The 14,542-nt window shown below is 67.9% G+C and carries 11 protein-coding genes; 3 read left to right on the top strand and 8 right to left on the bottom strand.

All coding sequences use genetic code 11. The features are described from left to right. Positions 1-34 precede the first annotated feature (34 nt). The gene (rpoB, locus tag CSW59_RS06535) at positions 35-4,105 is read right to left on the bottom strand and encodes a DNA-directed RNA polymerase subunit beta (protein ID WP_099443273.1); all 4,071 of its coding nucleotides are present in this window, start codon (positions 4,103-4,105) and stop codon (positions 35-37) included. Between the two features lie 384 nt (positions 4,106-4,489). After that, positions 4,490-4,648 (bottom strand): hypothetical protein, encoded by a 159-nt coding sequence (locus tag CSW59_RS06530; protein ID WP_099443272.1) that lies wholly within the window; start codon positions 4,646-4,648, stop codon positions 4,490-4,492. Positions 4,649-4,783: 135 nt separating this feature from the next. Between CSW59_RS06530 and CSW59_RS06525 the strand changes: the two genes are divergently transcribed. Continuing rightward, positions 4,784-6,499, top strand: coding sequence for a tetratricopeptide repeat protein (locus CSW59_RS06525; protein WP_161495028.1), 1,716 nt, complete (start codon positions 4,784-4,786; stop codon positions 6,497-6,499). Here the strand turns inward: CSW59_RS06525 and CSW59_RS06520 are convergent. Further along, positions 6,496-7,527 (bottom strand): YCF48-related protein, encoded by a 1,032-nt coding sequence (locus tag CSW59_RS06520; protein WP_099443270.1) that lies wholly within the window; start codon positions 7,525-7,527, stop codon positions 6,496-6,498. The two genes, CSW59_RS06525 and CSW59_RS06520, sit on opposite strands and share 4 nt — an antisense overlap. 234 nt (positions 7,528-7,761) lie before the next feature. On the opposite strand from CSW59_RS06520, the gene CSW59_RS06515 reads away from it, so the two are divergent. Next, complete coding sequence (locus tag CSW59_RS06515) at positions 7,762-8,856, top strand: sensor histidine kinase (RefSeq protein ID WP_099443269.1); 1,095 nt, start codon at positions 7,762-7,764, stop codon at positions 8,854-8,856. A 149-nt stretch (positions 8,857-9,005) separates the two neighbouring features. Here CSW59_RS06515 and rplL read toward each other — a convergent pair whose 3' ends face one another. Then, positions 9,006-9,389, bottom strand: a complete 384-nt coding sequence (gene rplL / locus CSW59_RS06510) for a 50S ribosomal protein L7/L12 (protein WP_010918385.1) — start codon at positions 9,387-9,389, stop codon at positions 9,006-9,008. 44 nt (positions 9,390-9,433) lie between these two features. After that, a complete protein-coding gene (gene rplJ / locus CSW59_RS06505) occupies positions 9,434-9,952 on the bottom strand; it encodes a 50S ribosomal protein L10 (protein ID WP_099443268.1) in 519 nt (172 codons plus the stop codon). A gap of 554 nt (positions 9,953-10,506) precedes the next feature. On the opposite strand from rplJ, the gene CSW59_RS06500 reads away from it, so the two are divergent. Then, positions 10,507-11,853 (top strand): alpha/beta fold hydrolase, encoded by a 1,347-nt coding sequence (locus CSW59_RS06500; protein ID WP_099443267.1) that lies wholly within the window; start codon positions 10,507-10,509, stop codon positions 11,851-11,853. Between the two features lie 140 nt (positions 11,854-11,993). Here the strand turns inward: CSW59_RS06500 and CSW59_RS06495 are convergent, their stop codons facing one another. The 3 genes from CSW59_RS06495 to rplK form a co-directional block, all read right to left on the bottom strand. Beyond that, positions 11,994-13,205 (bottom strand): TIGR03862 family flavoprotein, encoded by a 1,212-nt coding sequence (locus CSW59_RS06495; protein WP_099443266.1) that lies wholly within the window; start codon positions 13,203-13,205, stop codon positions 11,994-11,996. A 191-nt stretch (positions 13,206-13,396) separates the two neighbouring features. After that, positions 13,397-14,086 carry a 50S ribosomal protein L1 gene (rplA, locus tag CSW59_RS06490; protein ID WP_099443265.1) on the bottom strand — a complete coding sequence of 230 codons (690 nt, stop codon included), beginning with the start codon at positions 14,084-14,086 and terminating at the stop codon, positions 13,397-13,399. A gap of 4 nt (positions 14,087-14,090) precedes the next feature. Beyond that, complete coding sequence (rplK, locus tag CSW59_RS06485; protein ID WP_099443264.1) at positions 14,091-14,522, bottom strand: 50S ribosomal protein L11; 432 nt, start codon at positions 14,520-14,522, stop codon at positions 14,091-14,093. Between the last annotated feature and the right edge of the window lie 20 nt (positions 14,523-14,542).

Genomic DNA, 14,542 nt, shown 5'->3' with positions numbered 1-14,542 from the left:
TCCCCCGCCGTCAGGCGGGAGAGGGAGATCCGGATCAGCTGTTCTCCAGCTCGACGTTCAGGCCGAGCGAGCGCATTTCCTTGACCAGCACGTTGAAGCTTTCCGGGATACCGGCTTCGAACGTGTCGTCGCCGCGGACGATCGACTCGTAGACCTTGGTCCGGCCGGCCACGTCATCGGACTTCACCGTCAGCATTTCCTGCAGGGTGTAGGCCGCGCCGTAGGCTTCCAGAGCCCACACTTCCATTTCCCCGAAGCGCTGACCGCCGAACTGGGCCTTACCACCCAGCGGCTGTTGCGTGACGAGCGAGTACGGACCGATCGAACGGGCGTGGATCTTGTCGTCGACCAGGTGGTGCAGCTTCAACATGTAGATGTAGCCGACCGTGACCGGACGCTTGAACTGCTCGCCGGTCAGACCGTCGTACAGGATCGACTGGCCCGACTTGTTGACGCCGGCCATTTCGAGGTGGTCCTCGATATCGCTCATGCGCGCGCCGTCGAACACCGGGGTGGCGATCGGAACGCCCTTGCCCAGGTTCTTGGCCAGCTCGATCAGCTCTTCTTCGGTTTCCGGCAGCTCTTCGTCCGGACCGTAGATGTCGCGCAGGCGCTCAATCAAAGCCTGCTTCTGACCGCCTTGCTGCCAGTCTTCCAGCAGGTTGGTGATCTGCTTGCCGAGATTGGCGCAGGCCCAGCCCAGGTGGGTTTCGAAGATCTGACCGACGTTCATGCGCGAGGGCACGCCCAGCGGGTTCAGAACGACGTCGACGTGCGTGCCGTCGGCGAGGAACGGCATGTCCTCGATCGGCAGGATGCGCGAGATGACGCCCTTGTTGCCGTGACGGCCGGCCATCTTGTCGCCCGGCTGAAGCTTGCGCTTCACGGCCACGAAGACCTTGACCATCTTCATCACGCCCGGAGGCAGTTCGTCGCCGCGCTGCAGCTTGTCGACCTTGTCTTCGAAACGACGGTCGAGGCGCTTGCGGTTCTCGTCGAACAGGCGGCGCAGGCTTTCCAGTTCGCCCATCGCCTTTTCGTCTTCGAGAGCGATCTGCCACCACAGGCCCGGCTGGATCTGCGACAGAGCGTCAGCGGTGATCTCGCCGCGCGACAGGCCCTTGGGGCCCGACAGAGCGACATTACCGATCAGCAGTTCACGCAGACGGCCCGAGATGTTGCGGTTCAGGATCGCGAACTCATCGTCACGGTCCTTGCCCAGGCGGTCGATCTCGGCGCGTTCGATGGCGAGCGCGCGCTCGTCCTTGTCGACGCCGTGACGGTTGAAGACGCGCACGTCGACGATCGTGCCGGCGACGCCCGGGGGCAGACGCAAGGACGTGTCGCGCACGTCCGAAGCCTTTTCACCGAAGATGGCGCGCAGCAGCTTTTCTTCCGGCGTCATCGGGCTCTCGCCCTTCGGCGTCACCTTGCCGACCAGGATGTCGCCCGGCTGGACTTCGGCGCCGATCGCCACGATGCCAGCTTCGTCGAGGTTGCGCAGGGCTTCCTCGCCGACGTTCGGGATGTCGCGGGTGATTTCTTCCGGACCCAGCTTGGTGTCGCGGGCCATGACTTCGAATTCCTCGATGTGGATCGAGGTGAAGACGTCGTCACGGACGATGCGTTCGGAGATCAGGATCGAGTCTTCGAAGTTGTAGCCGTTCCAGGGCATGAACGCGACGAGCGCGTTGCGGCCCAGGGCCAGTTCGCCGAGCTCCGTCGACGGACCGTCGGCGATGATGTCGCCGGTGTTGATCCGGTCGCCCACCTTCACCAGCGGACGCTGGTTGATGCAGGTCGACTGGTTCGAGCGCTGGAACTTCGACATCCGGTAGATGTCGACGCCCGAGCGGGCCGCGTCGGTCTCTTCGGTGGCGCGGATAACGATACGCGTACCGTCGATCTGCTCCACGACGCCGGTGCGCTTGGCGATGACGACGGCGCCCGAGTCACGGGCGACGACGGCTTCCATGCCGGTGCCGACCAGCGGGGCGTCAGACTGCACCAGCGGCACGGCCTGACGTTGCATGTTCGAGCCCATGAGGGCGCGGTTGGCGTCATCGTTTTCAAGGAACGGGATCAGGGCGGCGGCCACCGACACGACTTGGCGCGGCGACACGTCCATCAGGTCGACCGTCTCCTTTTGCAGGAGGGTCGGTTCGCCGTTGATGCGGCCCGGGACCAGATCGTCGACGATCTCGCCTTCAAGCACCGAGATGTTCGACTGGGCGATGACGTGCTTGGATTCCTCCATCGCCGACATGTAGACGACTTCGTCCTGCGGCTTGCCGTCCTTCACGCGACGGTACGGGCTCTCGATGAAGCCGTACTTGTTCACGCGGGCGTGGGTCGCGAGGCTGTTGATCAGACCGATGTTCGGGCCTTCCGGCGTTTCAATCGGGCAGATCCGGCCGTAGTGGGTCGGGTGAACGTCGCGGACTTCGAAGCCGGCGCGCTCACGGGTCAGACCGCCCGGGCCGAGGGCCGAGAGACGACGCTTGTGGGTGATTTCCGACAGCGGGTTCGTCTGGTCCATGAACTGCGACAGCTGCGAGGAGCCGAAGAATTCACGCACCGCGGCTGCGGCCGGCTTGGCGTTGATCAGGTCGTGCGGCATGACCGTGTCGATATCGACCGAGCTCATGCGTTCCTTGATCGCGCGTTCCATGCGCAGCAGGCCGACGCGGTACTGGTTTTCCAGCAGCTCGCCCACCGAGCGGACGCGGCGGTTGCCCAGGTTGTCGATGTCGTCGATTTCGCCGCGACCATCGCGCAGGCCCACCAGGACCTTCAGCACGGCCAGGACGTCTTCCTTGCGCAGGATGCGGACCTCGTCCGACACCTCTTGCTCGAGACGCATGTTCATCTTCACGCGGCCCACCGACGACAGGTCGTAGCGCTCGGAGTCGAAGAACAGCGACCGGAACATCGCCTCGGCGGCTTCCACCGTCGGCGGCTCGCCCGGACGCATGACGCGGTAGATGTCGAACAGCGCGTCTTCGCGGATGGCGTTCTTGTCCACGCGCAGGGTGTTGCGCATGTAGGCGCCGACCGTGACGTGGTCGATGTCCAGCACGTCGATGGTGCTGAAGCCTTGGTCGGCCAGCGACTGGATCGTCGGGACGTCCAGCTCGTCGCCGGCTTCGGCGTAGATTTCACCGGTGCCGACATTGACCGCGTCGCGGGCCAGGTAGCGGCCCGTCAGGGCTTCGGGCGCCAGCAGCAGGGTCTTCAGACCGCCGTCGGCGAACTTCTTGGCCTGGCGAGCGGTGATCTTGGTGCCGGCCGGAGCGACTTCCTCGCCCGTGTCGGCGTCGACCAGCGGGAACTCCGGCTTCACGCCGCGCCAGCGCTCGGGCTTATACGGGGTGGCCCAGCCGCCCGCGCGCTTCTCGAACGGGACGACGTCGTAGAACGTGGTCAGGATCTCTTCGCCGTCCATGCCCAGGGCATAGAGGAAGGTGGTGGCCGGCAGTTTGCGGCGGCGGTCGATGCGGACGTAGACGATGTCCTTGGCGTCGAACTCGAAGTCCAGCCACGAGCCGCGGTACGGGATCACGCGAGCGGCGAAGAGCAGCTTGCCCGAGGCGTGGGTCTTGCCCTTGTCGTGGTCGAAGAACACGCCCGGCGAGCGGTGCATCTGCGAGACGATGACGCGCTCGGTGCCGTTGACGATGAAGGTGCCCTTGTCCGTCATGAGCGGGATATCGCCCATGTAGACGTCCTGCTCCTTGATGTCCTTGACCGAGCGAGCGCCGGTTTCTTCTTCCGTCTCAAACACGATCAGGCGCAGCTTGACCTTCAGCGGCGCGGCGAAGGTCATGTCGCGCTGGATGCATTCCTCGACGTCGTACTTGGGCTCTTCGAACTCGTACGAAACGTATTCCAGGACGGCGCGCTCGTTGAAGTCCTTGATCGGGAACACCGACTTGAAGACCGCCTCGACGCCTTCGTCGCGGCGTTGGCCCGGACGGACCTCGCGCTGAAGGAACTGCTCGTAGGAGGAGCGCTGAACCTCGATGAGGTTCGGCATCTGCACAGCCTCGGGAATGCGGCCGAACGACTTCCGGATCCGCTTTTTGCCGGTGAAGGATTGCGCCATGTGTTTTCCCTGGGCGCGGATGGAGTCCGCGCGTGAGTTCGAATTGCCTTAGCGTCCACCCTCGCTTCTCTCCTGCTCGGAGAGCCGCGGACGCTGGAATTCCCCTGCTGGGCGACCGGGACCGGAAGCCTTAAGGGCGCCCCTTCGCGCGGGTCGGAGGGCGGCTGACCGCGCCTCGGGGCGTAATACGGACGCGACAAAGCGCTCCGCCGATGTAATCGTGAACGCGGGGATATAGGGGATGGAGACGCGGAAGGAAAGGGGGATTCGAAGGGATCGTCTCCCGACTTGCCATCCCGGGCGAAGACCCGGGACCGCCGGAGGTTCGGCGCTTGCCGCGTTCCCGGCTCGGCGCGCTACGCGCTGGGCTGGGATGACAGATCTTTAGCCCTTCTTCATCACCTTCATGACCAGCGAGACCGCCAGGGCGATCAGGCAGACGAAGAACGCCGCCTTGGTCAGAGCGCCCGCCACGTTCACGACGAAACCGAGGATCCCGAACAGGATCATCAGGGCGAGCAAGACGGCGGCGAGCTTGAGCATGGGGGTGGAACGTGGGGCTCCGCGATCCAGTTCCCAGGCAGGGGCGAAAACGCGCCGGATCGACGCCCCATGGCTGCGGCCTGCGCCGTTCAAGCCTTGGAGGCGCCTACGCCTCGTCATCCAAGGTCGGCTCCCATGTCCATCGCGCACCAGCGCCGCCGCCTCGCGAATGCGTCCGATCGGGCCACGACCGCGATATCGCCGCTGGGGCGAATCCTGGCTCGGCTGGAGGGCGCGCCTCCCCTCGCCCGCGTGGCCCTCACCGCCGGGGCCCTGGCCTTGCAGGCCGGCGATTTCATGCGGGCCGAGGCCCAGGCGCGCATGGCCCTTGGTCAAGCCGCTCCCCTGGCTCACCGATTGATCGGCCTGGCGCGTGAGAAGGCCGGCGAGTCGCCGCGAGCCTTCGAGGCCTATCGCGAGGCGCACAGCCTGGCCCCGACCGATCCCGACACCGCCCGTGACCTGGCGCGGATGGCGAATCGGCTCGGCCACCCGTCCCTGGCCATCGAGCTGCTGATCCGCGTCCGGCAGGTCGTGCCCGACGACCTCGCTGACGCGCTGGAGCTGGGCGCCCTGCTTCGCGATCAAGATCGTTACGACGAGGCCCTGGCCGTGGTCCGCGAGGCCCTGCGGCGCGCGCCCGAGGCCGCAGCGGTCTGGAGCCTGTTGGGCTCGATCGCCAGCCATCAGGGCGACGACCAGGAGGCTCGCGCCTTCCACGACCAGGCCATGCTGCTGGACCCAATCTCGCCCGCGATCCTGGCCAACGCCGCCATAGCGCGGCTGGACGTCGGCGACGCCCTTGGCGCGATCGAGGCCTGCGACACGGCCCTCGCCCACGCCCCAACCCCGGCCCAGGCCGCGGTGATCCGCATGACCCGCGCCCAGGCCCGGTTGCTGGCCGGCGACCTGCCCGGCGGCTGGGACGACTACGCCGCCCGCCTGGCGCCCGAGCGACCCGAGTCCCTGGCCTTCGACCTGCCCTGGCCCCGCCTAGAGCCAGACGAGCCGCTGGAGGGACTGAACCTGCTGCTGATCGGCGAGCAGGGCCTGGGCGACGAGGTTATGTTCGGCGGCCTGATTGGCGATCTGATCGCCGCGCTCGGCCCCGGGGGCCGCCTGACCCTGGCGGTCGAGCCGCGCCTTGTTTCGCTGTTCGCGCGATCCTGGCCAGGCGTCCGGGTCTTCGGCCACGTCAGCGCCGTGCTGGCGGGGCGTCTGACGCGGACAATCCCTGACCTCTTCGATCCGGAAATCCAGGCCTGGGCGCCGATGGCCGACCTGCCGCCGCGCCTGCGCCCCGCGCTGGACGCCTTCACGGCGGGCCCGTTCCTGCGCCCCGCCCCCGCGCGCGCGGCGCATTGGCGCGTCTGGCTGGAGGGGTTGCCGGCTGGCGACAAGGTCGGCGTGCTATGGAAAAGCCTGAAGATGACCGGCCCGCGAACCCGCCGCTTCGCGCCGTTCGAGGCCTGGCGGCCGGTCCTGGCCACGCCGGGAAAGACCTTTGTCTCGCTGCAGTACGGCGAGGCGCACGAGGAACTCGCTTTCGCCGCCGAGCGCTGGGGGGTGGCGCTGGTCGAACCACCGGGGCTGGACCTGACCCACGACCTGGAGGGGGTCGCCGCCCTCTGCGCCGCCCTGGACGGGGTGATTGGCCCGCCCACCGCCACGACCAACCTGTCAGCCGCCGTCGGCGCCCCGACCTGGATGATCTACGCCCATCCCGCCTGGCCGACCCTGGGGACGGGCCGCCACCCCTGGTATCCGTCCGCCCGCGCCTTCACGCCCGATGGCGAGGCGGACTGGAGCCGTCGCATGGCGCGCGTGGGCCAAGCGCTAAGCAAGGCCTAGCCCCGCCAAAGCCCCACGGTCCCCTTGGGCCCGCACAGCACGGCGGTCTTGTTCGAGGTCAGGCGCACGGTGTTCATCGGCGCCTCGGACACCCGCTCGAACGTCCGCCCGTCGCGGGCGACGATCGTGCCGGCCAGGCCCGTCGCCATCACCGTGTTTCCCTTGACCGAGATCCCGGACAGATAGCCCGCCGGGGCGGCCACCGGTTGGAACGCGATACTCCCCGGCGCCAGCCAGGCCAGGTTCACGCCCGCCGCCTTGGGAGCCTTGTAGTCGCCGCCGCAGACCCACAGCTCGCCGCGCTTGCCGAAGGCCACGGCGAAGGCGCCCTTGGACGGGGCGTCGGCCAGGATCGGCGTGTCCAGCGCCACGAACACCCCGCCGCCGCCGCGCGACAGATAGACCCGCGCCTTGCCCGCTCCGCCCGTGCAGAACGCCACCTGCCCCCGGCGGCCGATGGCGACGCAGCCGTTGGAGGCGGCGAAGGCCCCCTCCCCGTCGGCGGCCGGCGGCACGCCCTCGGGCGGCAGCCGCGCCCAGCTCTTCCCGGCGTCGGCGGTGTAGAGCACGGTGAAGCGCCCCTGCGTCGGGTCGCCCAGAATAAAGCCGCGCCGATCGTCGACGAAGGCGATCGAGTCCCAGAAACCGTTCGGGTCCTGGTTGACCGTGACCTGCTTCCAGGTCTTGCCGCCGTCGGTCGTGCGCCACAGCTGCGAAGCCTGGCCGGGCCCCGCGCTCATGGCCAGCACGTGGTCGTCGGAAAAGGCGTGCAGCCCCCGAAAGTCCAGCCCCTCGGCCCCGACGATCCGCATCGCGTCCTGCCGCTCGTCCTTGCCCCGGAGGATCCAGCCCTTGGAGCCCGAGGCCCAGTAGGTCTTGCCGCCCGTAGGCGACAGACCGCGCAGCTCGCTGTCGGTCGCCGAGGCGGGGATGCGGATCCCGCCCACGCCCTTGGCGGCGAAGGCGGGCGAAGCGGCGACCGAGGTCAGGGCGGCCGCGCCGGCCAGGATGACGTCTCTGCGATTCATGAAAGCCTGCCCGAGTTCGACGCCTTGGCTTCGGGCGAAATCGCCCCGAGCGCAAGCCGCATCTCCCGCCGCCGGTCATCCGCCTGGCGCTGGGGGCGCGTAAGTAAGCGGGAGCTTAAGGCCGAGGCTTCCGATGTGCTAGGGTTGCGGCGATAGGCCCCTTCGCGCGGCCCATCGACCGCCCCGGGTACGGCTTTCGCTTCGCGAGCCTCCGGTTCGCTGAAGGGGCCGCCTGTGCCCGACCGCATCCTATCCCACCCGGACGCCCCGGGCCTGAGCCTGGCCCTGGCCATGGTCACGGCCTCGGCGACGCCGCTGCTGCTGATCGACGGCGACCTGAAGGTGATCGCCGCCAGCGATTCGTTCGAACGAACCTTCGACGTCGACGCCAGCCAGACCATCGGCCGCGAGATGATGGAGATCGGGGCCGGCGAATGGCGCGCGCCCCAGCTGAGGATGCTGCTGGAAAGCACCGCCGACGGCGTCGATATCGACGCCTATGAGATGGACCTCAAGCGCCCGGGTCAGACCGACCGACGCCTGGTCATCAACGTCCGCAAGCTGGCCTACAGCGACCTCGACCAGGTGCGGCTGCTGGCGGCCGTCGCCGACGTCACCGACACCAGGCTCGCCACCAAGACCAGCCAGGACCTCTTGCGGGCCAACGTCGCGCGCAGCGACGAGCTGGCGGTCGAGAACCAGGCCCTGCTGCTGGAGATCCGTCATCGGGTGGCCAACAGCCTGCAGATCATCGCCGCCGTCCTGATGCAGAACGCTCGCGCGGCCCAGTCGGAAGAGGCGCGCGAGAAGCTGCGCGACGCCCATGCGCGCGTGATGTCGATCGCCGACCTGCAGCAGCAACTGGCCGGGGCGACCACGGGCGTGGTGGAGCTTCGCGCCTACCTGACCAAGCTGTGCGCCACCATCGCCGCCTCGATGATCCCCGACCCCTCCCGCCTGGCCCTCGTCGTCCTGGCCGAGGAGGCCAACATCGACGCCGGCGCCTCGATCAGCATCGGGCTGGTGGTCACCGAACTGGTGATCAACGCGCTCAAGCACGCCTTCCCCGACAAGCTGCCCGGCCGGATCATCGTCGACTACCGCAGCGACGGCGCCGCCTGGACGCTGTCGGTGGCCGACACCGGGGTCGGCATGGCCAAAGACGCCCCGCCGACCGCGGGCCTGGGCTCCAGCATCATCCAGGCCCTGGCCCGCCAGCTGAAGGCGCGCGTGGAGGTGACGGACACGAACCCGGGGACGCGGATCGCGCTGATCCACCCGGCGCCTGACCCGGACGTCGAACCCGTCGCGCCGCTGGGGGCGGTGTAGGGGGGGGGGGGGGCGGAATCCCTCTCTCTTAGAGAGAGGGTTCTTTGGGGCACGCAAACCCCAAAAGAAAACGGCCCCGGAGGTTTCCCTCCGAGGCCGCTTCGGCAGGTCCAAAAGGAACCCGGTTCCAGCGAAACGCTGGAGCCAGATTACTTGATTTGGATCTTGGCGCCGGCTTCCGTGAGCTTCTTCGAGATCTCTTCGGCTTGTTGCTTCGAGACGTTCTCGACGACGTTCTGCGGAGCGCCTTCGACCAGGTCCTTGGCTTCCTTCAGGCCGAGGTCCGGACGGACGCCGCGGACTTCCTTGATCACGTTGATCTTCTTGTCGCCGCCGTCGACCAGGACAACGGTGAACTCGGTTTGCTCTTCAGCAGCTTCAGCCGGAGCAGCAGCGGCGCCGCCAGCAGCGGCGACGGCGACCGGAGCGGCGGCCGAGACGCCCCACTTTTCTTCCAGCAGCTTCGACAGTTCAGCGGCTTCCAGCACCGACAGGGTGGACAGTTCTTCAACCAGCTTTTCGAGCTTCGACATGTGTCAGTTCCTTAGAGAGATTGGGATAGATGCGGGGATGACCGTTACGCGGCGTCTTTGGTCGCGTAGGCGTTGAAGACGCGAGCCAGCTGGCCGGCCGGAGCCTGCAGGACGCCAGCGATCTTGGTCGCCGGAGCCTGGATGAGGCCGATAAGCTTGCCACGCAGTTCGTCCAGCGACGGCAGGGTCGCCAGAGCGCGCACCGCGTTCTCGTCCAGCACATTGGTCTGGTCCAGGACGCCACCGACAACCTTGAGCTTGTCGTTTTCCTTGGCGAACTGCACGGCGACCTTGGCGGCCGAAACAGCGTCCGGGCCATAGGCGATGGCGACCGGGCCGGTGAAGAGCTTTTCGCCCTTGTCACCAAGCTTGCCGTCCAGAGCCTTGAGGGCCAGGGTGTTCTTCACAACCTTGATCGCGGCGCCTTCCTTGCGGAGGCGAAGACGAAGGTCGGTCATTTCCGCAACGGTCAGACCCATGTAGTGGGTCACGACGACAGCGCCGGCGTCGGCGAACACGCTTTTCAGCGATTCGATCGACTCCTGCTTTTGAGCGCGGTCCATTGCGGTCTCCTACTCAGTTAGCAGCGGCCGGACCATTCCGGCAGCCAGATGCGGTCCCATGCGGAATTGCTCCCGCGTGCGAGTCGCATATGCCTGTTCCAAGGAAAGTCGGCCGCGCTCCGGTCTCGGACAGGCCTTCCGGAGAAGGCGTCACGAGCAGGAGACCTTGGCGTCTCTATCCCTGTCTCCCGACGGTGAGGAAGGGCTCTTCCTCGGTTACGGCGTTGGTGACCCCACGCCCCGTAGTTCTCAAACAGGTTCTCCAGCGGACGAGTCCGTCGGAGAGGCGGGCCGTATAGACGAAACGGCGGGGGATTTCAACAGGGGGCGGGAAAACGCCCCCTCCGTCTCGTCGCTTCGCGCCGATCCACCTCCCCCGCAAGCGGGGCAGGAGGAGAGCCGCATCCTCCTCACCCGTGACCCGCAGGGCGGCGAAGCCAAACGGGGGAGGTGGCGCGCGGCGAAGCCGCGTGACGGAGGGGGCGCTGCTGACAGGGCGTGTCATCGTCCCCGCTTACAGCTTAAGTTCGCCCAAAAGCAGCCGGACCCCATCCATGCACCGCCCCCTCGCCGCCCTGACCGCGCTGGTCCTGGCCTTCGCCTCGCCCGCCTTCGCCGAGCTGAAGGCCCCGCCGACGCCCCGCGCCGTGGTCGCCGATCCGCCCGCTGACAAGGCCCATCCGGCCGACCTCGCCGCCTTCCAGCTCGACGTCCAGGGCGCCAAGGTCAACGCGGTGATGTACGTGGCCTCGGGCGACCGGCCGCATCCGACCATGCTGTTCCTGCACGGCTTTCCCGGCAACGAAACCAATGTCGACCTGATGCAGGCCGTGCGCCGGGCCGGCTGGAACGTGCTGCGGATCAACTATCGCGGATCGTGGGGCAGCCAGGGGAGCTTCAGCTTCGCCCATGCGCGAACCGACGCGGAAGCCGCCGTCGACTTTCTGACTACCCCTGCCAACGTCGCCAAGTACCGGATCGACCCCAAGCGCATCGTCCTCGCCGGCCACAGCATGGGCGGGTTCATGGCCGCCAGCGTCTCGGCCGCGCGGCCCTCGGCGGTGGCCGGAACCCTGCTGATCGACGCCTGGGACATCGGCGGCGACGACTACTTCGCCAAGACCGATCCCAAGGTCCTGGCCAAGGAGATCGCCCCCGACACCGTCCCGCTGGCCGGGACCAGCGCGCAGGCCCTGATCGCCGAGATCGCCCGCGACCGGAGCAAGCTGGATCTCGTTTCCCTATCGCGGACCATCGCCGCGCGGCCTGTGCTGATGATCGGCGCCGAGCGCGGCATCGGCGCGGTCACCGCCACGCTCGCCAAGGCCGCGCGGGAGGCGCACCCCGACACGGTGCTCGAGGCCCAATATCCGACCGACCACAGCTTCTCGGACTCGCGCATCGCCCTGACCGGCGAGGTCCTGCGCTGGCTGGCGCGCTTTGATCCGACCATCACCCCCGCCGGCGCCCGCATTCCGCTGACGGCCGCCTATGATGAGAACAACCCCTTCGCCAAGATCATCCGGGGCGAGCTGCCGGCCTACAAGGTTTATGAAGACGCCGACGTCCTGGCCTTCATGGACCGCGCGCCGATGGAGCCCGGCCACGTGCTGGTGATCTCCAAGACCTCCAAGGCCCGCACGATCCTGGAGATGGACCCCGCCGACCTGGCCAAGGTGATAGCGGTCGTCCAGCGCGTGGGCCGCGCCGAGGTCGAGGCGCTGGGCCTGGAGGGCTTCATAGTCATCCAGAACAACGGCGTGGGCCAAAGCGTGCCGCACCTGCACGTCCACGTGATCCCCCGCCTCGCCGGCAAGCCCGCCTATCTGGCCGAGAACGCACCGGCGGATCCGAAGGACCTGGAGGCGATGGCGGCGCGGATTAGGGCGGCGATGAAGTAGGGGAACAGCGCCCCCTCCGTCACGAGGCTTCGCCTCGCGCCACCTCCCCCGCTTTGCGGGGGAGGTGGAAGCCGCCCTCATCCTGCCCCGCTCGCGGGGGAGGTGGATCGGCGCGGATACGCGACGAGACGGAGGGGGCGCTACCCCAGCCGCCCCAGCGCCGCCCGCCCAGCCGCCACGCCGGTGGCGAAGCAGGCCTGCAGCAGATAGCCGCCGGTCGGCGCCTCCCAGTCCAGCATCTCGCCGGCCAGGATCACGTTCGGGCGGCCCTTCAGGGACAGGCCGTCCAGGCTTTCGAACCGCGCGCCGCCGGCCGCCGAGATGGCGCGGTCCAGGGGCTGGACGCCAGTCACAGCCAAGGGCGCGGCCTTGATTGCCGCCGCCAGGGCGGCCGGCTCGGACGGCAAGCCCAGGCCAAAAGCCTCGCGCAGCAGGTTGATCTCGACGGGCGAGAGCTTGACCGCCTTGCGCAGGAAGTTGGCCAGGCTCTGGCCGCCACGCGGGGCGTGCAGACGCCGCTCCAGGGTTTCGACCGGGATGTCGGGGCGCAGGTCGAGCGTCAGGGTCGCCCCGCCCGCCAGGGCCGCGTCGCGCGCCGCCCCGCCAAGCGCATAGACCGCCCCGCCTTCGAGGCCATAGCGAGCGACCATCGCATCGCCCCGCGCCTTGGCCGCCCCCAGGCGCAAGGCCACGTTCTTCAGGGGCTCGCCGGCAAAGCGGTCGCGGAACACATCGCTCCAGGCGATGTCGAAGCCGCAGTTAGCCGGGCGGAACGGCGCGATCTCGCAACCGCCGACGCGCAGCAGCGGAACCCAGGCGCCGTCCGAGCCCAGCTTGGGCCAACTGGCGCCGCCCAGGGCCAGGACGGTCGTGCGAGCCCGCACCACGCGGCGGCCGTCCGGGTCCTCGATCAGCAGGCCGCCCGCCCCGTCCCAGCCCTTCCAGGTCGAGCGGGGCTTCAGGGCCACACCCAGCCCCTCCAGCCGCGCCAGCCAGGCCCGCAGCAGCGGCGAGGCCTTCATCGCCTTGGGGAACACCCGGCCGCTGGCCCCGACATAGGTCGCCTCGCCCAGCCCCTCGGCCCAGGCGACGAGGTCCTTTGGCGTGAAGGCCTCCAGCATCGGCGAGAGGGCGCCCGACCGCTCGGCGTAGCGGCGGACGAAGCGCTCGAAATCCTCGGAATGCGTCAGGTTCAGCCCACCGCGCCCGGCCATCAGGAACTTGCGCCCGAAGGTCGGCATCTTCTCGAACACGGCCACCGACTTGCCGGCTTTCGCCACCGTCTCGGCGGCCATCAGCCCGGCCGGTCCGCCGCCGATCACGGCGACGTCGAGGATCAGCTCGTCGGTCACGTCAGGCGGCCTCGATGTCCGTCAGGGAAAAGTCCCCGCCCCTTTAGAGCAAAAAAGAGCGCGGCGCTGAAGGTCGGGCCACCCAGAACAAACATGAGCGCTTACCCCCCAAAACGCCAAAACGGGCGCTGGATTGCTCCAGCGCCCGCTCGGTTACGCTTACTCGGGTACGCTTACTAAAACGAAGTGGCTTAGGCGCCGATCGACGCGACGTCGACCTTGAAGCCCGGGCCCATGGTCGAGGACAGACCAACGCGCTTGATGAACACGCCCTTGGCGCCCGAGGGCTTGGAGCGGTTCAGGGCTTCGATCAGAGCCTTGACGTTGACCAGCAGGGCGTCCTCGGTGAACGAGGCCTTGCCGATGCCGGCGTGAACGATACCGGCCTTTTCGACGCGGAACTCGACGGCGCCGCCCTTGGCGTCCTTCACGGCTTGGCCGACGTTCGGGGTCACGGTGCCGACCTTCGGGTTCGGCATCAGGCCGCGCGGGCCCAGCACCTTACCGAGGCGACCGACCAGGGCCATCATGTCCGGGGTCGCGATGACGCGATCGAAGTCCATGAAGCCGCCGGCGATCTTTTCGTACAGGTCGTCGGCGCCGACGTGCTCGGCGCCCGCCGCGGTCGCTTCGGCCGCCTTGGCGTCCTTGGCGAAGACGGCGACGCGGACGTCACGGCCGGTGCCCGAGGGCAGGTTCACGACGCCGCGGACCTGTTGGTCGGCGTGGCGCGGGTCGACGCCCAGGTTGACCGAGATCTCGATCGACTCGTCGAACTTGGCCTTGGCGTTTTCCTTGACCAGCTTGATGGCGGCTTCCAGCGAGTGAGCCGCGTCGCGGTCGCCGGTCCAGGCCTTGATGCGCTTGGGTTGCTTAGCCATGATCTTAGGCCTCCACGATCTTCAGGCCCATGGCCTTGGCGGAGCCTTCGATGATCTTGGCGGCAGCCTCGAGATCGTTGGCGTTCAGGTCCTTCATCTTCTTTTCGGCGATCTCGCGCAGTTGCGTGCGCGTGACTTCACCGACGGTCTCACGACCCGTCAGCTTGGCGCCGGACTTCAGACCGGTGATTTGCTTCAGGAAGTGCGTCGCCGGGGGCGTCTTGGTGACGAAGGTGAACGACTTGTCCTGATAGACCGTGATGACGGTCGGCAGGGGGGTGCCCTTTTCGACGTTCTCGGTGCGCGCGTTGAACTCCTTACAGAAGCCCATGATGTTGACGCCGCGCTGACCCAGAGCCGGGCCGATGGGGGGCGAAGGCGTGGCCGAGCCAGCCTTCACCTGGAGCTTGATATAGCCCAGGATCTTTTTAGCCATAGTGTCCTCTCGTGAGGGCC

The sequence above is a fragment of the Caulobacter sp. BP25 genome (genome assembly GCF_002737755.1).
In the GTDB taxonomy this organism is placed as follows: domain Bacteria; phylum Pseudomonadota; class Alphaproteobacteria; order Caulobacterales; family Caulobacteraceae; genus Caulobacter.
This window is presented reverse-complemented; position numbering and strand designations above follow the sequence as displayed.